The sequence below is a fragment of the Variovorax sp. J31P207 genome, from assembly GCF_030316965.1.
Classification (GTDB): domain Bacteria; phylum Pseudomonadota; class Gammaproteobacteria; order Burkholderiales; family Burkholderiaceae_C; genus Variovorax; species Variovorax ginsengisoli_B.
The window spans coordinates 49,299-72,744 of the sequence record NZ_JASZYN010000015.1 but is presented as its reverse complement, the minus strand read 5'-3'; the positions used below and the strand labels follow the sequence as shown (position 1 = coordinate 72,744).

General features: G+C 61.3%; 21 protein-coding genes and 1 pseudogene. 9 read left to right on the top strand and 13 right to left on the bottom strand.

Annotated elements, in window-relative coordinates:
• Positions 1-130: 130 nt before the first annotated feature.
• The 5 genes and pseudogenes from QTI68_RS33405 to QTI68_RS33385 form a co-directional block, all read right to left on the bottom strand.
• Positions 131-907, bottom strand: coding sequence for a metallophosphoesterase family protein (locus tag QTI68_RS33405; RefSeq protein ID WP_286527972.1), 777 nt, complete (start codon positions 905-907; stop codon positions 131-133).
• A gap of 284 nt (positions 908-1,191) precedes the next feature.
• Complete coding sequence (locus QTI68_RS40360) at positions 1,192-3,627, bottom strand: VIT and vWA domain-containing protein (protein ID WP_503011776.1); 2,436 nt, start codon at positions 3,625-3,627, stop codon at positions 1,192-1,194.
• Positions 3,628-3,638: 11 nt separating this feature from the next.
• On the bottom strand, positions 3,639-4,073 hold the full coding sequence (locus tag QTI68_RS33395; RefSeq protein WP_286527969.1) for a helix-turn-helix domain-containing protein: 435 nt from the start codon (positions 4,071-4,073) through the stop codon (positions 3,639-3,641).
• 841 nt (positions 4,074-4,914) lie between these two features.
• Positions 4,915-5,184, bottom strand: a pseudogene (locus tag QTI68_RS33390) (IS21 family transposase); the annotation flags it as partial.
• 846 nt (positions 5,185-6,030) lie between these two features.
• Positions 6,031-6,270: a hypothetical protein gene (locus tag QTI68_RS33385; protein ID WP_286527966.1), complete on the bottom strand. Its 240-nt coding sequence runs from the start codon at positions 6,268-6,270 to the stop codon at positions 6,031-6,033.
• Here QTI68_RS33385 and QTI68_RS33380 point away from each other — a divergent pair.
• Together QTI68_RS33380 and QTI68_RS33375 are read left to right on the top strand one after the other, a co-directional pair.
• Positions 6,270-6,677 carry an H-NS histone family protein gene (locus QTI68_RS33380; protein WP_286527964.1) on the top strand — a complete coding sequence of 136 codons (408 nt, stop codon included), beginning with the start codon at positions 6,270-6,272 and terminating at the stop codon, positions 6,675-6,677. The two genes, QTI68_RS33385 and QTI68_RS33380, sit on opposite strands and share 1 nt — an antisense overlap.
• 1,032 nt (positions 6,678-7,709) lie before the next feature.
• Complete coding sequence (locus QTI68_RS33375) at positions 7,710-8,735, top strand: AAA family ATPase (protein ID WP_286527962.1); 1,026 nt, start codon at positions 7,710-7,712, stop codon at positions 8,733-8,735.
• Between the two features lie 402 nt (positions 8,736-9,137).
• On the opposite strand, the gene QTI68_RS33370 is transcribed toward QTI68_RS33375, so the two are convergent.
• The 3 genes from QTI68_RS33370 to QTI68_RS33360 all read right to left on the bottom strand — a co-directional run bounded on the left by QTI68_RS33370 (position 9,138) and on the right by QTI68_RS33360 (position 10,835).
• The gene (locus QTI68_RS33370; RefSeq protein ID WP_286527960.1) at positions 9,138-9,617 is read right to left on the bottom strand and encodes a hypothetical protein; all 480 of its coding nucleotides are present in this window, start codon (positions 9,615-9,617) and stop codon (positions 9,138-9,140) included.
• A 433-nt stretch (positions 9,618-10,050) separates the two neighbouring features.
• On the bottom strand, positions 10,051-10,560 hold the full coding sequence (locus QTI68_RS33365; RefSeq protein ID WP_286527958.1) for a GNAT family N-acetyltransferase: 510 nt from the start codon (positions 10,558-10,560) through the stop codon (positions 10,051-10,053).
• Positions 10,557-10,835 (bottom strand): type II toxin-antitoxin system TacA family antitoxin, encoded by a 279-nt coding sequence (locus QTI68_RS33360; protein ID WP_286527956.1) that lies wholly within the window; start codon positions 10,833-10,835, stop codon positions 10,557-10,559. Before QTI68_RS33360 ends, QTI68_RS33365 begins: the two co-directional genes overlap by 4 nt.
• A 314-nt stretch (positions 10,836-11,149) precedes the next feature.
• Between QTI68_RS33360 and QTI68_RS33355 the strand changes: the two genes are divergently transcribed.
• The 4 genes from QTI68_RS33355 to QTI68_RS33340 all read left to right on the top strand — a co-directional run bounded on the left by QTI68_RS33355 (position 11,150) and on the right by QTI68_RS33340 (position 14,978).
• Positions 11,150-12,178, top strand: coding sequence for a tyrosine-type recombinase/integrase (locus tag QTI68_RS33355; protein WP_286527954.1), 1,029 nt, complete (start codon positions 11,150-11,152; stop codon positions 12,176-12,178).
• 434 nt (positions 12,179-12,612) lie between these two features.
• The gene (locus QTI68_RS33350) at positions 12,613-13,140 is read left to right on the top strand and encodes an H-NS family nucleoid-associated regulatory protein (protein WP_286527952.1); all 528 of its coding nucleotides are present in this window, start codon (positions 12,613-12,615) and stop codon (positions 13,138-13,140) included.
• Between the two features lie 648 nt (positions 13,141-13,788).
• Positions 13,789-14,475: an HAD domain-containing protein gene (locus tag QTI68_RS33345; RefSeq protein ID WP_286527951.1), complete on the top strand. Its 687-nt coding sequence runs from the start codon at positions 13,789-13,791 to the stop codon at positions 14,473-14,475.
• A 245-nt stretch (positions 14,476-14,720) separates the two neighbouring features.
• Positions 14,721-14,978 carry a hypothetical protein gene (locus QTI68_RS33340; protein WP_286527950.1) on the top strand — a complete coding sequence of 86 codons (258 nt, stop codon included), beginning with the start codon at positions 14,721-14,723 and terminating at the stop codon, positions 14,976-14,978.
• Between the two features lie 57 nt (positions 14,979-15,035).
• On the opposite strand, the gene QTI68_RS33335 is transcribed toward QTI68_RS33340, so the two are convergent.
• Positions 15,036-15,782, bottom strand: a complete 747-nt coding sequence (locus tag QTI68_RS33335; protein WP_286527949.1) for a hypothetical protein — start codon at positions 15,780-15,782, stop codon at positions 15,036-15,038.
• A gap of 173 nt (positions 15,783-15,955) precedes the next feature.
• Entirely contained in the window at positions 15,956-16,183 is a 228-nt protein-coding gene (locus QTI68_RS33330; protein ID WP_286527946.1) for a hypothetical protein, read from the bottom strand.
• A 490-nt stretch (positions 16,184-16,673) separates the two neighbouring features.
• Between QTI68_RS33330 and QTI68_RS33325 the strand changes: the two genes are divergently transcribed.
• On the top strand, positions 16,674-17,000 hold the full coding sequence (locus QTI68_RS33325; protein ID WP_286527943.1) for a hypothetical protein: 327 nt from the start codon (positions 16,674-16,676) through the stop codon (positions 16,998-17,000).
• Between the two features lie 8 nt (positions 17,001-17,008).
• Here the strand turns inward: QTI68_RS33325 and QTI68_RS33320 are convergent, their stop codons facing one another.
• Positions 17,009-17,452, bottom strand: a complete 444-nt coding sequence (locus QTI68_RS33320) for a hypothetical protein (RefSeq protein ID WP_286527942.1) — start codon at positions 17,450-17,452, stop codon at positions 17,009-17,011.
• A gap of 396 nt (positions 17,453-17,848) precedes the next feature.
• Positions 17,849-18,064, bottom strand: coding sequence for a hypothetical protein (locus QTI68_RS33315; protein WP_286527940.1), 216 nt, complete (start codon positions 18,062-18,064; stop codon positions 17,849-17,851).
• A gap of 1,429 nt (positions 18,065-19,493) precedes the next feature.
• Here QTI68_RS33315 and QTI68_RS33310 point away from each other — a divergent pair.
• Entirely contained in the window at positions 19,494-19,994 is a 501-nt protein-coding gene (locus tag QTI68_RS33310; protein ID WP_286527938.1) for a hypothetical protein, read from the top strand.
• Positions 19,995-20,131: 137 nt separating this feature from the next.
• Here QTI68_RS33310 and QTI68_RS33305 read toward each other — a convergent pair whose 3' ends face one another.
• Positions 20,132-21,496: a replication initiation protein gene (locus QTI68_RS33305; protein ID WP_286527936.1), complete on the bottom strand. Its 1,365-nt coding sequence runs from the start codon at positions 21,494-21,496 to the stop codon at positions 20,132-20,134.
• Positions 21,497-22,113: 617 nt separating this feature from the next.
• Between QTI68_RS33305 and QTI68_RS33300 the strand changes: the two genes are divergently transcribed.
• Positions 22,114-23,268, top strand: a complete 1,155-nt coding sequence (locus QTI68_RS33300; protein ID WP_286527934.1) for an AAA family ATPase — start codon at positions 22,114-22,116, stop codon at positions 23,266-23,268.
• Positions 23,269-23,446: the final 178 nt, after the last annotated feature.

The following is a 23,446-nucleotide window of genomic DNA, read 5'->3' as shown; positions in this document are numbered from 1 at the left end:
TGTGCGACTTCACATGAAGGACACAGCAGCGTCTCCAGGCGTGGCAGGAAGCAGAAGTCGGTGCCGTCGTTGGGAAGGTGGCCTTCGCCTTCCGGATGCAGAACGCCGTCGAAGTCGAGGAAGAGCAGCATCAACGCGGCCCCCTTCCTTCGACGAGTGGCCAGGCCAGATGGGAGCCCATGTCCACGCCGAAGGCCCGGAAGGGTGCGCCCGCCGGCATCAGGCCGTCGCGCACGTAATCGATTGCGCGGTGGTGGTGCCCATGGACAGCAAGCGTTGCCCCTATGGCGGTCGCTAGGTCGCTGATCGCCGCAAAGCCGTTGTGACGCATGGACGGCGCCGCCGCCGGCGCCTCATGCGACACGAGAACATCGGCCTTCAAACCGATCATCGCCTTGTATTCGTCGAGAAAGATGGTGGAATGGTGCTTGCGAGCGATGCCGCCGCGCCATGGGCCCTCCGCGGTTCCTCCTCGTGTCACATAGTGCAGCATGTCCGCGCGGGAGCGGAACGGCGCGTTCGCCTCTGGCTCGTCCGGATTCCAGACCTTGCCCCGGAAGACCCCGCCCAGGCCCGCGACTCGGTACCCGGCGATCGCGACCACTCGGCCGTGCAGGTTCCGATCAGCCAGCTCCGAGCCCCACAGGTTGTCGTAGTCGACGTCCGAGTCGGTGTCGTGATTGCCGTGAATGAACCAGATCTGCGTGAGATCGCGGATCGACTGGAGCTCGATCTGGAGGGGACGGCGCGCCTGGACGTCGCCGAGCAGCACGATCGCTTCGGGGCGATACCGCTGCACCGCAGCGATGATGGGCTTGAAGTCCCCATGCGGATCCCCGAAGAACATCAGCTTCGGCGATGCGATTCTGGAACTGGCCTGGTGAAGGGACTGTTGCGAACGGGACATCTGGGCTCCTGGATGGAGCCGAAATGATCAGCTCCTCAAGACTGGGGATGGGGGAGTGACGACGTTGCGGTCGCTATCTCGTGCGGTGATGTCGGAGTCGAGGCAGACCCCCACACGCGCGCGCCTGTGCCGGTTGCGACACATTGGATGGCCTGCGAAAGACTGCTGCTGGCCCGATCTGTGCCATCGGCTTCAAGCGCACCGCCTCATCGCGAGCTGCAATTGCCCGCGTGGCGTTCTACGGCGACAAGGCGAGCATCTGCCGGCCGGTGACCAAGGCACAACTACGCCTGTAGCGCATACACCCCATCCGGCCACTGGTCCGCCTGAGCGCGATCCAGTACGTTGCCGATCCGGCTTGCCAGTTCGAGGGTCCTGTGGCCGGTGTCAGCTTCACTTTCCGAAGCGAGACTTTCGGCCGTCAGCGTTGCCAAGCCCTTGGTGAGGTCGATCGACCCCGACGTCCCGACTTCCTGCGCAGCCAACAACCAGAGGAACACGCGCACCACTTCACCCTCTTCGAAAGCCGCACCGACGCCCAGTTGGAGCCAGTCAACGACGCTGGGGCTCAGTCCCATTCCGAGCAGCGCGCCGTAAGTTTGGGGCCACTCACCCCGATCGTGAATCAGGAGCCACTCCTTCACGCCCGCCGGCGTCCACCCACGGTCATCCTTTGCGGATGACCAGTACATCGGATTGCGACGCAGCTCGACCAGTTTGAGCTTCGCAATTTTCTTGGCGTCGAGTGGAGGAGGGATCTTTTCGCGGTCCTCGCTGGCCGAGCCGGGCCCGGCCGCCCTCCTCAGGAACGTCGGAATCTCGAAGTCGTCCATGCGATCGGACACGGCCCGGGCCGCAACGACGCGGTTGGTGCGCCAGATGGAGGGCACCGACATAGACTCGTACGACATCGAAGCCGAGGACCTGTCCATCGGCGCAGAGATCGACCTTGCTACACTGAGCTTTGCGGATCCCACCCCGCCCCACCCGGCCGGCACCATCTGCCGCACCTTGTTCAGTTCCGGCATGTCGAGAGCCTTTTCATCTACGGCGCGCTCATGCACCAGCAAGAAGTTCGTCTGGGCCGAGATCAATTGATAGCGCACCGCCAAGTCGGTCATCTCAGCTCGGTGCGCGACTTCGTCTTTCGCTTCCAGCGCCTTGATGCGCTCCGCCGCGACCACGCGCCCGAGCAATCCGTCGTCAGCGAATGGTTGGCTCAGACTGACTTGTCCAATCTCCTGAGTGACACCGTCCGCGCGCGTTCCACGCAATGTCGCCTGGCCCGTCGTTCCAGTCGGCAGCAGCGCAAACACACTCACCGTGTCTGCATCAAATACGGCATTGTTGAGCGGTGACACCCACGCTGGGATCACGCCACTCGGCCATTCGATCTGCACCCCCGTCAGCCGCGGCGAACGCAGCCGGGCAAACATGCGCATCACCGCAGGCTCCACTGCCTCGCCCGCAGCCACGAAGTCGCACGCCCCACCAGTCGCCTCGGCGAGCCGACGCAAATGACTCTCCGCAGAACTGCTGCCCACTCCCACCACGAACAACCGATGCCCGGAAACCCGGGCCGCCTCGATCGTGCCGTCAATGTCGCTGATCTGCCCATCGGTCACCAGCAACACATCCGCCCCAGCTGCAGATTTCAATTGGAAGGTTGACGCCAGCGCGCTCTCCATCTCCGTCCCCCCCAGGTCAGCCTCCAGGAAACCAACCCACCGCTGCGCTGCCAGCCTGGTAGCCTCGGTCACAGGCCACAGCCCTCGTGAACGATGAGACACCGTGCTTCCAAAGCGCGACAGCGAGAACTTGTCCTCGGGTGACAGCTGCGACACCACGGCCTGTAACGCCTGCTTCGCCGCCTCGATGCTGTCCCCAGCCATGGAGCCTGAACAATCCACGAGCATCTTGGCCGTCACTTGACGAGGTGCATCCGCCTCGATCCGAGCATCAAAGCTCGCCAGCACCGCCACCATGTCCGGCTGCCTCCCGTCCAGCGCCTGCAGACCCACCGCGTCATGGGCAAGGCGATCCACCACCAGCACGAAGTCGCGATCCAGGGCCCCTTTTCGAGCAAGCGCCACGGTCAGGACGCCGTCGTCGATGGACATGGCCGTCGGATGGCTGGGTGATGCCACGCGTCCCTTGGCCAGATCTCCATGCAGGCGCAGATGGATCTCGAAGGGATACTCAGCCGAGATGTCGGTGTCAGGCACCTGATGCGGGCGAAGTCGACCGTGTTTGACCGGATCGCCATAGCGAGGCGCGATCACCGTGGGCACCAGCACGCGCAGCGCGCGCTGCTCATAGGAGAGCACCTGCGTGTAGCGTAGCGTGACCACGCAAGCCTCTTTGGCGGCCAGGTTGCCCAGGTTCAGGCTGTAGCTGTGTTCCTCGTTTCTCTCGAGCATGATCGCCGCGTCGCCTTCCGACAGCGCTGCCTCGTACTTCGCCTCGGCGTTCTTCTTCTCCACGACGGAGCCGGCCAGAAGCTTGTCCCCCAGCATCACATCGACGCCCAGAAGTACCGCACCCCACGGCAGCGGAAAGCTGTACACGACTTCCAGATTCGAATCCGTCGGATTTCTGAACCGCTGCTCGACCTTCATCTCCAGCAGCACCCCGCGCAGGTCCCCCTCTGCGCGCACCCCCTCGAGTGCGACCGGTTCACCTCCGAAGCTCTGCAGGCATGCTGTCGCCACGTTCTTCATTCGACCTCTCGTCATGACTTGTTCTCTTTCCGATCGCTGTGGGTGATCCGCGCATAGAGCGCCATCACCCCTTTCACAAAGCCGCGCACCTGTTCAGGCGACAGTTCTGCCCTGCCGGGCTCGATCACCACTTCCACCCCATCCGCCACGGTGAGATGGCTCATCACCTCGATCGCGCCTGCGACGCGCGGCCGCGGCGCCACTGGCGCCTCGTCGCCTTTCAGGAGCTCCCGGATACGGTCCAAGGACACGCCCGACGCGGTCCATTTCTTTATGAGCAGGAGCTGTTCGAGATGCCGCGCGCCATATCGGGCGGCTCGCGTTTCGCCTTCGGGCCGATCCACTAGCCCCAGCTGGACGTAGTAGCGAACCGTCCGCGGCGGCAGATCGACCAGCACGCACAACTGCGCCAGGGAGTATTCCGGCGATGTCCCTATGTCACTCATGCTTCGCACCGAAGATGGCTTGGCAACGCGCCAACCGTTCTTCCCGAGTGTTCGGCGTGCGTCACGTGCGCTAAGAGTGGATCTGCAACCCAGGATCGTTCGCCATACCAGGTCCCCTCCTGATGGCGATTCGCGGCCAGCAAGGGCGCAGAACGCCGCTGATACGGCGTAGGCGTGCAGAGCCGGACCTGGTCTCTGACAGACCCTGCGCGCGGCAAGTTGTCCCCGCAGGAATCGCTCTCGAACCGGCACGCCATGACCGCCTCGTCGTTCATTGTTGTCATTGCAAGTGCTCCAGTTGCTGGATCCGGACAGCCCTGGTCGACCTCTTCGAGATCGCGGCGGGCTTGCATGGAGATTATTATAACACTATGACTGTCTTAATGAAGTGTAGCAATACACAGCCTCATACGCACCTGCCAGCTGGATCGTCGGTCTGGGCGGACTGGCGTTGAAGCGGCGGCGGTCGGTGGCGTAGAAGCAGGGTCGGTCAACGCTTGCTGGCCTTTTCGCGTTTTGATGTCTGTATCACGTTGGATGCTGAAGGACTTCGGACTATGGGCACACTCGGCTGGATGGCGTTGGCGCTAGGCTTGGGCGGCGGCATCGCTTTCTTGCGTCATTGGATCGGCAAGGAGATCGATCGCGGCAGCGTCGTTCACTAGGCCGGCGACTCGCGGATCGCGCGGAGGGGTTCTTCGCAACAAGCCGGTCTGGCCGCACGGATCGATCAAAGGACAACGAGGCACGCGGCGCGTTTGCTTCGACAGCGCCAAATGGCCTGGATCGGTGGCGACCATTCCATCACGCGCTCGCCTTGATACGGGCGTACAAAGCATGGCTGGGTCAGCCTCTTGATGTGCTGGTAGCTGTGCACGCCTTCGGCGATGGCGCGCGCGCAGGCGCTGTCCACCAGGCGGCGTGGGTAGCGTTCGGCCAGCCCGACGATACCCTGGAGCTTGCGCTGCCCTACCCGCCCCTCCATGGCGAACAGCATCTCGCACAGCCGCTTGGCGTCGGGGCCGATGGCTTTAGCCCGCCCGAGGATGCGGCGCGTCTCGCGTGACGGGTTGAAGACTCGTTCCTCCAGCGGCAGCACGACCGTGGACGGCTACGCTGCCTCGCATCGCGCGGTGCGGGAGTTGCCTGGGCACAACCCACGCTGGAAGGACACTCGGCTGCGATCGTCTTGATACTTAGGCAATATGGTCGAGCAGGAAATTCATCGCAACCCGACCGGCCCGCTCCTGCCAGAATGCCTTCATGCCCTCCCCGAATACAGCCCCCGCCCCGCTGAATCGGCAAGACCCGCGTCCGATACAGGACGCGACCAGATTCGGTCGCGAATCATCGGATCAGGAACGCGAGCCTGCCAGCCGTTTCGGCGCGGCGGCCAACATCATCGATCGCCTTGACCTCCGGCCGCTGCACTTGCGGCAGCGTCGGCCGTGGTGGAGGTTCTGGTAGTCGCAGCGCTGGCGTCACGCCAGCCGACCTCACCATTGTCAAGCACCACGGTCGAGATGTAACGGGCGCGTGCAGTTCTTCGGTGCCGTCAACGCATACAAATGGCGTATTGATGTGGCTACGCCGATGCGTGAGAATTTTCCGATGCACTCCCTGGACAACGATGAACTGGCAGCCATGGCTCTCGCGTGGCGCGCTCGAGCATGCCAAGGGGAGCCTGGCGCCTGCGACGTAGCGCAGCGGATGGAGGTCGAGTTGGCGCGCCGCCTTGGCGCGACGACGACCCTAGCGATGCCACTCGAGTTCGAGCCACCGCCAATTCGGCAATGGTGGCGCCGCTGGTAGTCGGCAGGGCGTTCTCTTGCTGGCACTTGCGCATCGCAGAGATTCAGACTGAGTCCTTGATCAGATAGAGGTTTCACCTGGCTCTCCTTGACGCCCGCAGGGCCTCTCGATGTTGCTCCGACGGCAACCCAATGGCGCAACAACCTCAGTTCGCGATCATGCCAATGTGCCGATGAAAAGTATGTCCCTTGGGATTGAGCGCGACGCGGAGCATCCAAAGAAACGCGGCTTGCGCCGCGCGGTCAAAGTAGATCGGCAGGTGGATAAACTCCAGGCCAGCGAATGAGAAGATGCTTTCTGATCGATTCATCTTCAGACGACTTTGTCGCCAACTTTCATGATGCCAAGCGATAAACTCCCTCAACTTCAAAGGTTCAAGACTCAATGACGAAGTCCTACGTGCAACTCAAATCCGCCATCGCCAAACTCGAAAAAGAAGCGGCTGTGCTCCGTGAAGCAGAGACGACAAAGGTAGTTGCGCAAATCAAGGAGTCGATTGCCACGTTTGGCCTGACGGTCGAGCAGCTCTTTGGCCGTGGCGCCAAGGCATCGAAGCCAGCCTCCAGCAAGGCCCTCGGCGGTAGCAAGGCAGTGCGCAAGGGCGCAGGTGTCCCCAAGTATCGCCACCCCAAATCGGGCAAGACCTGGACGGGCTTTGGCAAGGCTCCCGGATGGATTGCCACGGCTCGCAACCGTGACAAGTTTCTCATCGACCAATCTGGCCTCGTTGGAGCACCTTCGGCCGAAAAGGCCGTGGCGCCTGTCGCTGCAGTGGCAGAAAAAGCCCCGTGAGGCCCGCATAGCAGTGAAGACATCGAGGCGCGCCAAGAAGGGTGCTGCCGCTTCCGTCGCAGTTGCCGAAACGAAGGCCGAAAAGCCGGCCGTGAAGAAGGCTGCAACCAGGAAGAGCGCTCCTTCGAAAAAGGCCGCGCCATCAAAGAAGGCGGCGGCCGCCCCCAAGGCTGCAAAGGGTGCCTCGAAGGCGACCAAGCCACAAGCTGCTGCCAAGACCCGCAGCCCGCGCACGTCCACGAACGCGACGGCGCCTGTGGTGACCTCCGCCACGGCGGAGACTGCCGCAGTCTCGAGCTGATCACGCCATTGGCCTTCTTCGGCCGAAGAAACCACACGAATGGGGCGCTCTGCGGCCCATTCGCCTTTTGGTGCACCATTGCGCTGAGCGAAGACTGAAGAACCTCGCATCCGGCTCGCGCCAGGCCGTGACCTGACTGCTGCGATCCGGCTTGAGCGGCGGGCGGCATTGGACCAATTTCCCTTTGTCAAAATATGAAGGTGCGTGTATCCGGCCTGGCGCTCGACCCGCGGTCAAGTTGATCTGGTCGCGATCTTGGCTGGCAGAAAGTTGCGGCAACGAAGCTACCCCGCGCCTGCCGACGGAGTGAGGATGCGCTGTGCGACAGTCAGGCTCTTCGCGACTTCGTAGCCATCGACCTGTCGCGCGAGTCGGTGGCATCGCGTGATTGGCCTTCGCGAAGAGACGCACGAGCCTGCCGCAACAAATTTCGCGTGAAACTTTGCGATTCTCGATCGTCGAGATAACATCTCGCTTTCACTTTCTTCGCGACGTCCTTGGACTTGTCGCCGCACGGCATCCGCCGTTTATCAAGCTCTCCCGGTTCGTATTGGTGCGCCCCTCGCGCGCCGCCGGCGTGTGCTTTGGAAAACGCGATGGATGCAACACACCTCACCCACGTCTGGAATAGATCGCAACGGGCGGATTCTGAAACCGACGGGCGACTGACCGGCGACCCACTGGATCCAGACACGATCCGACCCCCTCCCCCGACCAAGCCCGCATCTCAGATGCAGGACCTCTTCGATGTCTCCGTTCTGGACGGCGAACAGCACCGCCGCCAGATCACCGTCTTTCGACAGAAGGACCTCGACGGTCTCGCCGCCAGCGCGGGCGCAACGACCTCTGGGGACGACCATTCGACGCGGCTGAAGGCGACCCTGCGACACTTGCGGTCCACAGGCGGAAAGCGCCCGCTTGCCGATCCCCCCGATCATTGGGAAGTCAAGGTCGCGGACCTGCTTCAGCGGTTCCCTAACTTTCGACAAGTGATCGAAGAAGCCATCGCGCCTTCCCTCGCCATCGCGAGCCAAGGCGGCTACGTGCGTCCGCCGCCTGTTCTGCTCGTGGGCCCACCCGGCTGCGGCAAAAGCTACTTTGCCCAGACCGTCGCGAACATGCTCGGGGTGCCCCTTGTCAAACAGGACATGTCCACTGCGACCACGTCCTGTGTCTTGAGCGGTTTGGCGCCGTACTGGGGCAACTCGTCGCCCGGCGAAGTCTTCAAGACCTTGGCCTTCGGCCGGGGAGGCACGGCAGCCGTGGCCAATCCCTGCTTCTTCCTCGACGAGATCGACAAGGTCGCCGGGGATCATCGGTACGACCCGCTTGCGCCCTTGTATTCGCTTCTCGAGATCGAGTCCGCGACGCAGTATGAAGATGAGGCACTGCCGGGCCTACGCATGGACGCCTCGCACATTCGCTGGCTGCTGACGGCCAACGACGCCTCTGCCATCCCCGGACCGATCCTGAGCCGCCTCCTGGTGTTTCGGATCCAGATGCCAGACGCCCACGAATTGCGGGTCCTGAATCGAAGGATCTTCGAAGCCTTCGTCGAGAGTTCGGGACTGCCGAGTTTCAGTTCAAGGCTACCCCGTGGTTTGGACGCGCAATTCCTGGGACTCGGTCCCCGGGAATTCAAGACCCGTTGCGCGATGGCAATCGGCAAGGCCATCCGAGCGGGGCGGCAAGCGGTCTTCGCGCAAGACTTTGCCATGCCTGTGGCGCAGGCCAAGAAACGTATCGGATTCGTGTGAGGCAAGTGGGCCCCACATTGCGCCGACTCGATACCGCCATTTCCATGCCGACATCCTCTGGCCCAGATGATCGATCTGCGCCACCCGCTGGCGATGCTGGCCAAGCAAGCCGTGGAGCCTGCCATTGGGCACCTCAAGCACGACAACGGCATGGACCGGTGCTGGCTGAAGGGGGTATCGTCCGCGACGAGTTCAAAGGCGTAGGCCGTCGGGCGGCAAGCTCGGGAACGACCCCTCTGATCGACGTAGATTTGAGGGTTCGTTGGCTGGCGGTGCCCTGGCGCCGGCCTGGCACGGCGAATGGCATGCGCGAAAATTCGGGTGCAATAGCCGAAGAGTCGGCGGACGGCCCCTCCGTTGAACGACCCCACTGGGAGCCAAGCCCCAGACTACCCACAACGTTCAGATCGCGCGGCAGTCCTTGAACTTCACCACAAGTGCCGGGGGCGCATCGTCGTAGGCCTCGTTGCCTGCGTACTTCCCGATCAACTTCCCGCTGTTGTATTTGCCGGTGCCGGTCAGACATTCAGCAAAAAGCCCTTTCTTGCGATCGACATCCATGAAACCGGTCTGTTTGCGTGGTGCCTTTGCCTTGAACGCAACCTCTCGGCCAATGAATGCATCCTCCTCTCCGTCGCCCTTCATGATGATTTTCACGAGCGGCTGAAACTCCATGGGGGCAGCAGATTTTGCCTTCGGTGTTGGAGGAATCTCGGGCGTCAGCGCGGGCACCGGACCCGACGTCACAAAAGGCCGAGGGGGCGTGGATTGAGCGTTCGTTGCCGGCGGCATGACACACCCGCCGATGATCGCCGTGGCAGGGAGCAAAATGGCGAAGCCAATCGAGCGAATGGCCGAAATGCCGCGGAAGTTTTTCTTCATTTGCTTCACGTTTGTGCGTAGTTGGGATGGACGGAGTTTCTCCAATCGATGCCAATGCACAAAATATCGGGAAGAAAAGCGCTTCGCAGGATCTGCGGTGGCCTGACGCGCGGCCAGGAGGATCCCGCTGCCGCAGATGAAATGCAGTCTGACCACTCGGGCGGCCAGGTGGGCCCGAACGATGCCCGAGACTGAGCGTTCGTCGGTCGAGGGCTGTGTAATGCTTGGCTCACAGGTGCGTGCCGACGGCTCGGCCGTTTCCCGCGATGTTGCGGATCTGGGCTATTTGCGCAAGCGCACCATGCACATGGTGCTCCGACGTTTGCGCGCACGTCTCCACCCTCGCGGTGTCTGGATGGACACAATCAATGTGTGCACCAGAGCCCAATGGCGTACGTCGCAACGATTCCTTTGCAAAGGACGCCGTCGCTTCTTACGTCAGTTCCTTGATCGTGGACAGTGGAAGGAACAGCGTAGCGGGCGTGCTTGGCATCACCATGAATCCATGGTGCCGGTAGAAGGCAGCGGCAGCGTCATCTTTCGCGTCCACCACCAAGGCATAGGCGGCGATCTCTGCGCGCGCTGCCCGCCTCAGCGCATCGGCCAGCAGGGCAGCCCCTAAGCCCGCGCCTTTCCACTTTGTTGCGACAGCCAGTCTCCCCATGCGCACGACGGGTACAGACGGATAGCGGGGCAGCTTCTTTCCTGTGGCCGCAGGAAGGTCTTCGAGAAGGACGCTTGAAGACGCTAAGGTGTAGTAGCCCGCGATGCGTTGATCTTCGTCACTGGCTACCGCCACGAAGCAGGCGGTAATGCGACGGCGAACGTCCTGTGTAGCCTGCTGCCGAAGATAGCGATTCAGTGCCTCCGAATCGCTGTCGAAGCTGGCGCGGTCATGCGAAGAATCCAGCAATGCCACGCGAAATGGCGCAGCTTTGCTCATTCGTCACGCAGTAGCTTGCGATGGCGGGTGAACGCGCGCTTCATGGCAGGGGCAGCCTTCGGAGGAGACAGCAACGCCTGGGCAAAGCATTTCTGGTCGGCCATCGAAAGGCGGATCACCTCGGCTTGGGTGATGGCGTTCTGTGCGGCATCCTGCACTGCGGCGACCACGAAGTCTGTCATGGTGCGCCCTTGCAGTTCGGACGCGCGCTTGAGCATGGCATGCAGGTCGGTGCTGATGCGGGCTTCCAGGCGGGCGGTAGTGGCGGATGTCATGGCGGTTTCCCAGTGCGGATGCCGATTGTACGGCATATTGCCGGAAGACATCTCCGGGCCTACGTCCGGTGTGCAGCGGGCTGAGGCCGCCCTGCCTTGATCAGCGACGAAGCTCAGCTGCGCGGACGAACGCGGCGGGGCTGTCCTTCGAGCAATTTCTCCGCTTAGGCGGCAGGAGATACACCGCCGCGAACAATAATATACTAACGGACTAGAAGTTCACGAATAGAGAAAGCCCCCCACAGCGCCATGCCTGCTCTCACACGCCTCCAACGCTTTGCCATCAAGCCGAGTGCCGTTAGTATATTTTCACCATGCCCACCCTGTCCCTTTTCGAAGAAGCCCCAGCCCAGCAGGGGCTGAGCAATGCCTTCGAGCATTGGCTTTCCGACGAACGCCATGCCGGCGCCCTGCGACAGCCCGGATCAATCGCGGTGTATCGCGAAATGTGGCGCGGCTTCCAGGGCTGGTGCTTGACCCAGTCGCCGCCTGTCACGCTCGAGTCGTTGGCTGTGCAAGATCTGCAGGCCTTCCAGGCGGCCCGCCTCGGCAAGAAAAGCCCTGACCTTTCCCTCACCCCCCGGCACGCGCTTCGGCTGATGCGTCTGATCGACTGGGTGCTTCGCCATCGGGCCGCGCAGTCCGACGTTCCCCCAAACACGGCAGCTTCGGACTGGCTCGCGGAGAACCCACACGTGCGTTATGCCGACGCAGCCAGCGGCGATCCCTTGCCGGAAGTTCTTTCGGTGGCCGAAGCCAGGCACCTGATCGCGTTCCTGTCCAATGCGCGTCCTCGCCCTGGCGCCAGCGCTGCACGCCGCGATGCCCATGCGGCGTTCACGTGGCAGGAACTGCGCAATTGCGCGGCGGTCGCGCTGCACCTGGGTGGCGGGCTGACGCCCGCAGAGGTGCGCGCGCTCACGCTGAGTTCGCCGATCTCGCGAGGCGGCCGCACGCGCGATCGGCCCTGGAAGATTTCAATCCCGGCCAATGGAAATTCGCCGGCGCGCGAGACGCCGATCGCGCCCTGGGCCGGCGAGCTTCTGCAGCACTGGCTCCAAATTCGCTCGGAACGGAGGATTCCAGGCGACATGCTCTTCCCGTCGACGGCAACCGGCAAGCCCTGGAGCAAACAATCCCACTACGCGGCAACCAGGCAACTGCTCGCGCAGGCCGGTCTCGATGGCAACGAAGGTGGAACTTTCAAACTCCGACACACCTTCGCGGTGCGCCAACTGCGACGCGGAACGGCGCCTGGCGAAGTGGCGCGCTGGTTAGGGGTTGAAGTCGCCGTCATGGAGCGCTACCAGCACGTCGTGATCGGCCCCGTGGACGTGGTCTGAGGGCGACGGTTCGACCACCAAGTCAACGCTGGCTTCCGCCATTGGCAAGCTGGACGCTGCGACGCCGGCGCCCAAAGCAACGGCGAAGAAGGCCAAGCGTTTTGGCGCCGGCGCATTCTTGACCCAGATGCCGGCACTGGGCTGACCCATCCCGTCACTGCGCAACCCCGGTACTCGCAATGATTTCCAACGCCCGCCCATGGGTCAGTGAAATTCCGGCGAATGGGTCCGTTCTCGACCGGCCGCAAAAGGATCGGTGCGATTCGATCATATTGGCGCAAGACCCATTCACATAAATGCCTGTTGAGGTCATCAACTCAATGACCATCTTACGTAAGTACTCAAGTCAGCGCAAATTACCTTGTTTCGAGCTTGGAGTGGCAGAATCACTCGCAGCGAAGGAGATACTTCGCACCTGACTACGAAAGCAAGCAATGGCAAAAAGCTACCAGCAGATACAGAAGCAGATCGAGCAGCTCCAGCGCCAGGCCGACGCGTTGCGTGACAGCGAGATCAACGGCGTTGTTGATCGCATCAAGGTCGCGATTGCTCACTATGGGCTGACCGCCGCTCATTTGGGCCTTGACTCCGCGTCGAGCAAAGCGACCAGGAAGAAGTCTTCGAAGTCCTCGGCACAGTTCAGCGATGGCGCGGGCAATGTCTGGTCGGGCCGTGGCCCACGTCCGCGTTGGCTTCGTGATGCGCTGGCTGCGGGCAGATCGATTGACGAGTTCCGGGCAGGATCAAGCACCAAGTCGAAGTTGGCTTCCGCAATTGACAAGCTGGAAGCTGCGAAGCCGGCCGTCAAAGCGACTGTGAAGAAGGCCAAGCGCGCGCCTTCGAAGGTGCACTATAGCGATGGCGCTGGCAATTCGTGGACCGGCCGCGGTCCGAAGCCCCGTTGGCTGAAGGCTCAACTGGACAGTGGAAAATCGCTTCAGAATTTCGCGAAGCAGGTCTAAGGACCATTGAAGCCGGGCGTATCCTCATCGGCTTGCCTCTCACGTCGGGCCACGCAGGCTTCGCTTACTTGCATCTCATCGAGATGCTCTCGGCATAGCTTCGCCACCGAGTGCAAAGTGCCTGAGATGCTCGGCTCCAGATTTGTGGAGTTCGGGGGGATCGATCACTGACGCGCGATGCCATTGCGTCAGATCACAGCAATGCACTCGCTGCAGGTCTCGCACATGGTCACTGGCCGCAGCTCGGTCGCCAACCGCGAGGCCGGGGCCCCTCACCACCGGAGGCGCCTTTTTCTTTGGTCGTCTGATTCTCGCCACGTTTTTCTTGCTGCGACTCAATCCGCGTAGCAAGATGCGGCTCGCATTCAAAGACATCCTTCATGTTCACATCGATTCACCTGTTGAACCACAACTCCGCCTCAATGCGCGCAGTTGAGTCTTCAATGGGGCTTGCTGTCATGATCGACTGTCCACTTGCTTTTTTCTGTCCAGAGGCATTTCGGCCTCCTTTGATACGCAGCGCCTTCGCTGCAGTTTGACCTGTACTCCGTAGCCGAGTGAGCGCGCCGTTGCGCCCACGTTGGCCCATGACTACGTCATGGGTCTTGTCACGGACGTGCAGAGCATCCAACCACAAAGGAGAGCCTCATGAGCAAGTTCGAACAGAAAACCCAAGAGTCCCAGCACGTTCCGGAATTCAGCGCGGCACAGAAGCCCGCGCGCATCCCCCACGGCGGCGAGCAGCACCTTCCCGCACCTCCAACACCGAAACCGTCCACCCGTACCGACGCGCCGATCTATCTCGGACTGGACTTCGACGGCGTCCTGCATTCGGTCTTTGCGGGTCCGCGCAAGCAACACTGCACCGACCTTGGCGCGGGCCTGCTGTCGCCCGTCCAATTCATTCGCGATGTGAATGTCGTCCACGATCCCGAGTGGTGTGGCCGCCTCTTTGACCGTGCAGATCTTCTGTCGGACTGCCTGGACGGCTTCCATCGCGAGGTGAGGATCGTCATTGCAACCTCTTGGCGTAGCAAGCTCTCGACGGACACGATGCGGGAACTATTGCCCTCGAGTCTCCGCAAGCGAGTAGTCGACTCCCTCGATAGCTGCGAAGAGCAAGACCACAACGGCGAGTGCATCTCGGGCGTCCGCGGCCGGCTGATGGAACGATGGGTCGCGATCAACGATCCCGGAGCCGATTGGCTCGCACTCGACGACGTCGACGAACTCTGGGCTGAGCACATGCTGCGACTGGTGCAGACGCCTCCGATGGGCGTGAACCTCGACGCGATCGACCGGCTCCGAGTCGCGCTTGCGGCCAGCCGAGCGTGAATGCCGCAGTCGCGCCGAGACGATTGAGCCGTGCCGCTTGATCCGCTCGTCCACCTGAGCTGTCGGGGCGAAGCGAGGGCTTCGGGCGATTCGGTCGACGCGTCTCCGGGCTCGCGGTCCAGGTGCCGCTTGGCCGGTTGACGCGCATCGCGCCCCTCCCCTTCCACGATTCGGCAAGAGATGCGCCGTTGCGACACGACACGGCATCCGATGCCGGCTATGAACCTGAAAGGTTCCATCCCCCAATGCACTGGTTGATCGTGGTGACGTTCCTGGGCGGCAGCGCGTGGGGCCCGGCGGTGACAATGACAGCGACGCCAAGCGCAGAGGCGTGTCGCGAATTGAGCCATGCGGTCGCCGCAAGCATCGTCCAGGCAGCGAAGACCAACATGATCGGCATCACACCGGACCTGGTTGATGACCATGGTGCCAAGCTGGTGGTACGGGGCGAACGAGAGGTGGCGCGAATCGCCTGCAGTTCGGAGCCTGGACGGTTGCGCTAGAGCGGACCGAGACGACAGGTCTCCAGTCCGCCACCTCGGCAGAATGAAGCCTGACGGTCAGCGCCCCCGCTTAGCCCTATTGGCTTGCTCTTGCGCTGCCTCACCAGTGAGCTTTAGCACCGCTGCGGCAAATGCTTGCCGAGTGAACACATCAGACTCGACGACGGTCAAGAAGATGTGTGTGATCAACTCTCGGAGGTCTCGCTCGAAAGCGTCCTCAAGTCGCAGTCTCGACGTCACGTAGCCGACGTACTCGTAAAGGCAGACCAGCACATACTTGAATGATGCCCCTGAGAGCTTGTAGCTGCTGACTTCGCAGAACTCCCTGAACCTGCGGTGGGCAGGCGGAACGGCCCTTTCTGCCAGCCAAAATGCGTCGCCGAGCGTGGCCCCTGCGACGCGATAGGGCTTGCTGTGCGCGAGCGCGCGAATGATCAAGATTTCTTCGGCGTCGCCCTTGCGCGCAACACCTTCGGTCGGCAGGAACATGTCATCCAGGCACCTCAGCATGGACCGCTCGTCGACGTCCGCGGAGTCGCTGCGCCGATCCCAGTACGCGAGCCCGATCGTTACTTCGGCATCGTCCAGGGCATCGGCGGCCGCGCGAGGCGCATGCTTGAGCGCTTCGATCGCGGCCCTCAGTTCCCTCGCCACAGCCTGCAGCACCGGCTCGAATGGAGGGGGAACAACGGATTTCATGCAGCTACTCGCCGCGATGCTCTCGCAATGATGTTCTTTGGCGACATCTTGGGCGTCGGCAGTGGGCATTGGTTCGATCATTTCTTTGTCAATTTGCTTCATCATATTTAGGTAAGTCCGAACGTGGAGAATTTCAACTCAGCGAGTGCGCGGGCGTGAAAAAGTAGGAGAGCCGCCGGGCCCGGACGCGCCAGTTTCGGGTCGACGCAGGAAGTCCTTCGCACTCGCCGCCAATGCCGCGCGAGAGGCCATCGCCAAGTCATGATCGGCGGATGCAATCATTTCGATCGCTCGTTGCCCGATACCAGAAGCTTGAAAGTCTGCGCCCACAAATTGCCCAGAACCCGGACTTGGTCTTGCAACGCGGAGGTGAGGTCCAGATGATGCACCTTCGCCTCGTCGCACCGGGCGCGCGTCTGCCTTATCAGGTCGAGTTGCTTTTTCATTCGCTCCGTCAGAGCTTTCCACTCCGTCGCGTCCGGCTTGCGTGGGTTCGATTGATTCATTGGCTTCATCTCCTCTTTTTTTGGATGCAGCTCGAAGCTGCGTTGGTGACTCGGATGGGATGGTCAAAAACGTCAAAAGATCTTGCCCGGCTGTGACCGGCAATAGTTCGGCCATGCGGAACCCCGATTCTTCGGCGTGGTACCCGTCGGACGCCCGCAACCTGGTCGGCCTCTGGCGAGGCTTGGCGTAGTGGGTGCGGTAGTACGCAGCGCGGGCCTCGACTTCCTGTTCGAACGCTGCTCGAGCCGTGAGCGCCCTCTTCGCGTCGACGACGTTGCCCTCGGGTTCATGGTCTGCACCCGGACTTGCGCGGCGAGTCGCATGTCGCCCCGGCCGCGACCGCGCCCGCAGCGGGTCGAGTCCCCTGCCCCACCCGTTCGCATAGTTGTGCGCATCGCAGAGATAGCCGACAGCCTTCGTCCAACCCGGCGGGAACGGATTGAAACTTCGACCGGTTGCCAGATCCACCCGAGGCATCAGGAGGTGCACATGGCGTGCGATCAGGCCACCCGGCAAGAGGGATTGATGCTCGACGTGGTACGCGCACTGAAATTTCTCAGGGACGCCGGCGTACACCCACCCATGCAGGTCATCGAGCACCGCCTGGACTTGCTCCGGCGTCGGCTCGTCCGGAAAGAAGTTGACGACAGCGGATGCGTACCTGAGCTGGAACTGGTCGATCGCATCCGCAACGCCGGCGACCTGGATGGGGTCGCCGCGCTTGGCCGCAACGCCATGCCGCAGACGCCCCTTCGAATCACGCACCCCTTGCAGGTAGATCGCTGCATCCGCTGCGCACCCAGTGCCGACCGGTGAGACCGTGATCAGCATGGCCGCCCCCCCTGCCCTGCGAACGGCTGACCTTGGCGGCTCGCAGGCTTGGCCTTCGGGGAAGGCAGACCGTATTCCTCGACCTCGCGACACCGCAGCGGTGAGAGTGCGCGGCTCGCCTCGGCCTCGATGGCCCGGAGGACGGTCAACACGGCAGCTAGATCGACCGTCGACTGGCTGTGCTTGCAGTGTTGGAGGCTGCGCCACAGAGCCTCGAGGAGATTTCCGACAACGGCGACCTCCGCAACCAGGGCCGGGTCCTCCGGCATATAGGACCGACGCCTGACCGGCGGCTTGCGCGGCGACGGACGTCCGCTTGCAACAGTCGACTCGCCCGCCAAGCGCTGCCGAAGCAGCTCGCTCACTGAAACGCCCGCGCGGGCCGCTTCGGCTCGCACCAGCGCTTCGCGCTCGGGCGAAATGCGGAACGACAGCATGCTCGGCCTAGCCATGGCGCCGCTCTTTCCGCACGCGGGCCGACACGACGCCCACTTGCGTGTCAGACAGGTATCCTTGCACGCCCGGCGACCGACAGTTTTGTTCACCGCAAACGACCCGATGTCGAAGAGAAACTCTGGCGGTTTTACTCGCCGTCGAATCCGGAATATCGATTTCCAAACGACCCGAGAAGCCGCGAACTGATCGTTCGAGTGAGTGGATTTCTTGCGAATCAACGCTCACGCAGCATCGGGCACGGGTGCCCCTTGACTGTGATGGAATGCACTCGCGCGCCGGCAAGTTCCTCTGAAAAACGCGTGCGCCAGACGGCAGGTCGCATTCGATCTCGCGCGGACCTGGCTGCCGATTGACCCAGGACGAATCGCCTCCCGACATCACTCGCCCCTTTCCTTTTCCGGAGTTAGGGCATCCATGAGCTCCTCGAAGAGCTGTTCCAGACTTCTCGTGGTTGCGTTGGCATCGGATGGCCCCGCAAGGTCGATGGAGGGAGTGGGCGCCGTGGCGTCTGCGTGCTTGCCCGTTTCATCGGCAGAACTGGCGTCTATCCTGGCTGAAACGTCGAGAGATGGATGAGTCTTGGAAGAGGTCATACCTCTCAATCTATCAGCGAATACGAATCAAATTTCCAAAGATCGGGTCGCCTTCGACTTTTTTCCAAGGCATTCTGGAAGCGAGCCATCGAAAATACGCGACCACACGCCTCTCTTAAAAAAACATCGTTCTCTATGTGGTATGGAGTTGATTCTGAGTGGAGGTGCGCACTGCTTTCCCCCAGGGGCTGACCTGTGAATCGGCGCCGCAGGCCTGTGTGACAGGAGCTTTTGACAAGTCTGTGACCCGAGTCGCGTGGGGCGTCGATGCCCATGGCGCGTGGCTTCACGTGCCGAACTGTGACGTCATTCCCCTGCTGTCACACGCGAGGTAATGCTGCCTCCGGGGCTGTCTTGCTACAGAAGCTACGCCTTTGCTTCGGGAAATGACTCGAAGTCCTACCATTTTGCCGCCCTGTCTTCTCACACAGCTGCGGCGTTCGGCTTGGTCTCTGCATGAGTTTGCATCTCGATTTGCATGACGTTTGCACGGGCTTTACTGACGTAAGTCCTTGTCAGCACTCGACAAGCGTATGCAATTTCGATACTGCTTTCTGCAACGAATCGACAAGAATCAGCGCAGGAGGACGCTCTCCGACGTCTCCGCCGCTCTCAAAACCATCCAAGGACATAAAGGTTGGATGAAGTAAAGGTTGGACGACTGAGATAAATATTAAAGGTGGAGTGATGAAAATCGCATCGATTCTGATGGACGACCGCAGTCTTCCGCGTCAAAGAAAGACTTAATCGAAAAGTTCTCATGTCCTGAATGCTCAGAAATCTTCAAGGAGGCACTTGTGCAGAGTCTCGAGAGCCGCCAGTTACTGAGGATATGAAATATTTCAGAACCTCATCAAAAACCCTCCAATCGCTGGCTCGCTTGGGCCGATATGAAGACGTCGCAGGGTTTCTTGTCTTGGCGCGACATGCGGATGGCAGGGCACTGGGAAGCTTTGCCCCGTATAGGCTGAGCGGTGCAGGTGTCAATGCGATTCACGAGAAGTCCGGAGTCAGCGAGGTGGTGGCGCGAGAAGTCATAGCACGGCTGACTTCGGCTGGATTCATTCGGTCCGCGTCCGAGGAAGCAAAAAAAATCTCTCCTCGCGCTCGATGGGAGATCGTTCAACAGGAGCTCGACCTCGCACTTCCGCACGCGTTTGTCGACGGTCCCGCGCCGCCGAATGCGACGCCTCTATCGTTTCTTCGCCGGGTCCGCGGGTCCACTGAAGCTCTCAAGCCTTCCCAGTTGTTGCGGAAGACAGGCGAAGATGCGCTGCGCTTGGACATGCTGATGGTCATTCTGTCCATCTTTTGCGCGACGGAGATGAACAAGTTCGGTGGAACGTCACCGAGGATTGCGCACCGTAGTTGGGCTATCCAAAGTCAAATCCCTGCGGCGGATTGTCCTGGGGTAGTGCGATGGAGCGCCATGCCCACCGGCGAATGGGACGCTCCGTATCTCGCGGTAGCGTCCGATTGGTTGCCTCATATCGACCCCAAAGAGGTGCTCCATGCGGAGCGAATCGGTCAGGCATGGAAGAGCATCGCTGCCGCCGGTCTGGTGTACGAAGCAGTGGTTCTTTTCGATGATGACCCCCTCACGAGCAGCGCTGCGCGCTTGCTGATGACAGTGAGAGTCAACGATTTTCACGCGGGATCGAATCAGAAAATGGGCGATCCGTCGTTTCTTCGTGAAGACCTTGGGCACGGCTTCTACACGCAGGCGAAGAAGGGTCAGCCTTCCCTTGAGTCGATGTGGGTGGATTTGCCCCGTGACCGCGGCCACCTCGTCGGTATTGCGCGACCACGATTGCGCGCGAGTAACCCAGACGCCGGGGCTTGGTTAGATCAAGAAAAAGAGGCGATTGATGAGAGCTTGGCACGCCTGGAAGTGATGAAGGCACATGCGTTTTTTCGTGAAGTGGTGTAGCAGACGCTCGCGATAGGCCGGGCATCGCTTCGCTTCGACCGAACATCTACACGTTCTTCTGGGCCTCATTCATGCTTGAATGGCGGGGCGAAGATCGAGCATCCACTCGTTCGGCGTCTTCGTACCGACTCTTTCTCTCACATGCCCGCGACTCCCTGCGCGAGCGCGAAATCGAGTAAGCCCCTGTCCGACGGCTCCTCCGGCCAAGTGATCTTTGCGAGCCATCGGTGAAATGTAGTTGCCGCAATCCGACTGCCAGGACCATCGCGGCGCCAGGCGCGTGCTATTGGCGCCGCGATTTCCCCCAGCCGTTCGGTCTCGAACCGGGACCGCATCTCAGACTGCATTGGTTCAGGCATTTCGAGATAAAGGGCCTTCGCCTTCTGCATACGGTCGTGCTCCCATAGTTCTCGGATCCGATGCATGCGTTCTCCCCCCGTCAACGCGGCTGCAGGCCGCGCTGACGGGGGGAGAGACAAGGCGGCAGGGGGGATGGGCCCCTTGACGCCCGCGTAGCCCTTCTTCAGGGCATCTTTGAAGTACGCAGCCGGCGACTTCAGTACAGGCAGCGACTGGTTGCGCAGTCGTTGCTCGACATGTTCCAGCGTACCCCGCAGTTGCCCTTCATCGGTACTCGCATAGAGGTCCTGTGCTTCGTCCTGCTTCATTCCAAGCGCGATCAGTTTGCCGACCAGTTCCAGATCGAAGACATTCCGGCTCGGATCGTCGGCCGCGCCAAGACGTTGTTGGACCTTGGGAACGACCCTGAACTGGATCTCTTCGATGCGTCGGCCACGCTTGTGCTCGATAAGCTCGAGGCTGAAGTCCTCGCACAACGCCTCGATCTCCGCGAGGGCCTTGCTGATGACGTCGCGTTTGAGAAACCTGTAGTCGACTTCAGTAATGTCGCTGCGACCGGTCAGGACGGCAGCCCACCACAACACGTCCTCTCGCATCGACAGTCGACTGGGGGACGTGAGGTAGCGCGCTCCGATCTCGTAGAGCACCGCGGCTGGATAGCTGCGCATCTGTCCGCTGATCTCGAGCAGGACGCGAGTGTACTGGTGAGGCTTGACGAGGCGCTCTCGGATCTCGTCCGGATAGCGCCAGGTAACCATGCAAGGTCGTCCACGCCCCTGCTCTTCAATGGTTACGGTTCCTAACAGTTGCGAGGATACCCAGCGCTTCAATGCGCTGCCGCTAGTCGACCATTCGATCGTCGTGGCCTGCATGTCGCGCAGGTGAGATTTCAGGAGTTCGGTGTTGTTGGAGTTGAAGCGGGCGTCACCGATCAACTCGCTGAGAGCCAACCTATAGACGGGTTCGTCGACCCCTTGGCGTTGCGAGTGGTACAGCAGCGCGTTGTAAATGCGTCGCGACAACAGAGTCAGGCGGCCCCGCTTTGGGCGGATGGCGATGGCTTCGTTCGCCTTTGCGATGCTTTGGTCTTCAGGGACCGCAGCGGGCTTAGGTGGCGGCCGTGTTACCTCGCCCTCTTCCATAACTACTCTCAAAGGAAAAATTTAACTTCACATGATGCCGCCTTCTTGTGAATCGGTCAAATCACAGTTCTTTATCTCTTGAGATATTGATAGAAAACACTTGGGAGATTTGAAGAGTTGACGATGCGGATTCTTCTTGGCTGACAAGGACTTGCGTGAAGTAGTGTGAGATCGAATGGGCTTCAATGTGAGTGCGGTTGGGGTTTGATGTGAGAACGTATGGGGTTCTGAGCCCCTAAATGTGAGCGCGGGTGGGGTTTAACGTGAGTGGACAAGGGGTTCGGGCAGTCGGATCGTGGGAATGCCCCACTCCGACGACGATTTAGCCTCAACAAGCGCGCAAATTGGGCCGGATGGAGGTCTCCGACACCGCGCCCAGGCCCCGTAGACTAGGCGGCCCTAGCTCGGTTTCCCAACCATTCTCACATTTCGCGCGGCATCGGACGCGAAAGCTCATGCGAATCTTGTTCATTCTACGGTTTCTCATAGAATGGCCGAATTCCGTTGAATGAGGCCCCTTCTTTATGGCATTGCCCGCTCCTGCGGTGGCTGGAAACCTGGTTTCCACAGCCCCCCTTATCCCCCCCCTGCCCTCCCCGGTTCGCCCGCGTATCGACATGCCTCGGATCGCGGCGCTCGCGACACGTGCAGGCTCGATGGTGGAGCAAATCCGAGGCAGGCTACTCGCGCCAGAGACGAGAAAGATCGCACCCACCTACTCGACCGCGCAACTGGCGGCTCTGTGTGGAGTTGACAAGGCTCATGTGGCCTATCGGATTACGAAGGAGGACTTGCCATCGGGGCGACTCACGCCCGCTGGTGGGAAGCGGATTTTCGAACTGAACGAACTGCGCGCTTGGACCCGGACCTATCGCGCCGACAAGATGCGCCCGGCCGGCAAGAAGGCGTTCACCATCGCCGTGGGAAATTTCAAGGGGGGCGTCGCCAAGACCACCACTGCGATGGTGCTGGCGCAAGGGCTGAGCTTGCGTGGTCATCGAGTGCTTGCCATCGATACAGATCCGCAGGGGTCGCTAACGACCCTGCACGGTCTGCTACCCGAGGCCGAGATCAGTGAAGACATGACGATCGCGCCGCTTTGCGATGGCTCTGAATCGGACATTCGCTATGCGATCCGCTCGACCTACTGGGATGGTCTGGACCTCGTCGCCGCCGCCCCGTTTCTTTTCTCGGCCGAATTCGCGCTCCCTGCGCGCCAAATGCAGGAGCCGGGCGCCAAGTTCTGGGACGTGCTCAATATGGGCCTGGAAAGCGTACGAGATCTCTATGACGTAATCGTGATCGACACCCCGCCTTCTCTTTCGTACGTCACGATCAACGCGCTGTGGGCGTCGAATGGCATCATCGTTCCGGTACCGCCGTCGGGCTTGGACTTCGCGTCCTCCGCGCAGTTCTGGTCGTTGCTGGCCGACCTGGGTGGCAACCTCGATGCACAGAGCGGGGACCGCGCGGGCAAGGACTTCGACTTCTTGCACGTGCTGCTGAGCCGTGTGGACCCGAGCGACCCAGCCACACCGGCAGTGCGACAGTGGATCCAGGCAACCTATGGTGAATACACGCTGCCTGTGGAGATTCCCAAGACCAGCGTAACCAGTAACAAGGCGGCCGAATTCGCGACCGTTTACGACGTGCAGAAGTACGAGGGCGCCGCCAAGACCTACAAGCGTGCTGCGGACGCATACGACTCGTTCGTCGAACTTGTCGAGCAATCTGTCGCCAGTGCTTGGCAAGATAAGGAGCCGGTGAAATGAACGGCGACTTCCGCGGTATGGCCGCCGGAATGGGCGCGCGCGAGATCCTCGATGGAAACCGGGTTTCCACGGCAGCCGGCGTGGACGCTAGGGGAGCCTGCTGCGCTGGCCTGCGGATAGATTTGCCGCGCCGGTTCGCGGCTGGCAGTGGAAACATGGTTTCCACTGAGTTGCCGCC

What these genes read in the sequence shown, in the direction of transcription:
- QTI68_RS33405 (WP_286527972.1), bottom strand. Translation starts at nt 907, where the DNA reads ATGTCCCGTTCGCAACAGTCCCTTCACCAGGCCAGTTCCAGAATCGCA.
- QTI68_RS40360 (WP_503011776.1), bottom strand. Translation starts at nt 3,627, where the DNA reads ATGAAGAACGTGGCGACAGCATGCCTGCAGAGCTTCGGAGGTGAACCG.
- QTI68_RS33395 (WP_286527969.1), bottom strand. Translation starts at nt 4,073, where the DNA reads ATGAGTGACATAGGGACATCGCCGGAATACTCCCTGGCGCAGTTGTGC.
- QTI68_RS33380 (WP_286527964.1), top strand. Translation starts at nt 6,270, where the DNA reads ATGACGAAGTCCTACGTGCAACTCAAATCCGCCATCGCCAAACTCGAA.
- QTI68_RS33375 (WP_286527962.1), top strand. Translation starts at nt 7,710, where the DNA reads ATGCAGGACCTCTTCGATGTCTCCGTTCTGGACGGCGAACAGCACCGC.
- QTI68_RS33370 (WP_286527960.1), bottom strand. Translation starts at nt 9,617, where the DNA reads ATGAAGAAAAACTTCCGCGGCATTTCGGCCATTCGCTCGATTGGCTTC.
- QTI68_RS33365 (WP_286527958.1), bottom strand. Translation starts at nt 10,560, where the DNA reads ATGAGCAAAGCTGCGCCATTTCGCGTGGCATTGCTGGATTCTTCGCAT.
- QTI68_RS33360 (WP_286527956.1), bottom strand. Translation starts at nt 10,835, where the DNA reads ATGACATCCGCCACTACCGCCCGCCTGGAAGCCCGCATCAGCACCGAC.
- QTI68_RS33355 (WP_286527954.1), top strand. Translation starts at nt 11,150, where the DNA reads ATGCCCACCCTGTCCCTTTTCGAAGAAGCCCCAGCCCAGCAGGGGCTG.
- QTI68_RS33350 (WP_286527952.1), top strand. Translation starts at nt 12,613, where the DNA reads ATGGCAAAAAGCTACCAGCAGATACAGAAGCAGATCGAGCAGCTCCAG.
- QTI68_RS33345 (WP_286527951.1), top strand. Translation starts at nt 13,789, where the DNA reads ATGAGCAAGTTCGAACAGAAAACCCAAGAGTCCCAGCACGTTCCGGAA.
- QTI68_RS33340 (WP_286527950.1), top strand. Translation starts at nt 14,721, where the DNA reads ATGCACTGGTTGATCGTGGTGACGTTCCTGGGCGGCAGCGCGTGGGGC.
- QTI68_RS33335 (WP_286527949.1), bottom strand. Translation starts at nt 15,782, where the DNA reads ATGATGAAGCAAATTGACAAAGAAATGATCGAACCAATGCCCACTGCC.
- QTI68_RS33330 (WP_286527946.1), bottom strand. Translation starts at nt 16,183, where the DNA reads ATGAATCAATCGAACCCACGCAAGCCGGACGCGACGGAGTGGAAAGCT.
- QTI68_RS33325 (WP_286527943.1), top strand. Translation starts at nt 16,674, where the DNA reads ATGGCGTGCGATCAGGCCACCCGGCAAGAGGGATTGATGCTCGACGTG.
- QTI68_RS33320 (WP_286527942.1), bottom strand. Translation starts at nt 17,452, where the DNA reads ATGCTGTCGTTCCGCATTTCGCCCGAGCGCGAAGCGCTGGTGCGAGCC.
- QTI68_RS33315 (WP_286527940.1), bottom strand. Translation starts at nt 18,064, where the DNA reads ATGACCTCTTCCAAGACTCATCCATCTCTCGACGTTTCAGCCAGGATA.
- QTI68_RS33310 (WP_286527938.1), top strand. Translation starts at nt 19,494, where the DNA reads ATGCCCACCGGCGAATGGGACGCTCCGTATCTCGCGGTAGCGTCCGAT.
- QTI68_RS33305 (WP_286527936.1), bottom strand. Translation starts at nt 21,496, where the DNA reads ATGGAAGAGGGCGAGGTAACACGGCCGCCACCTAAGCCCGCTGCGGTC.
- QTI68_RS33300 (WP_286527934.1), top strand. Translation starts at nt 22,114, where the DNA reads ATGCCTCGGATCGCGGCGCTCGCGACACGTGCAGGCTCGATGGTGGAG.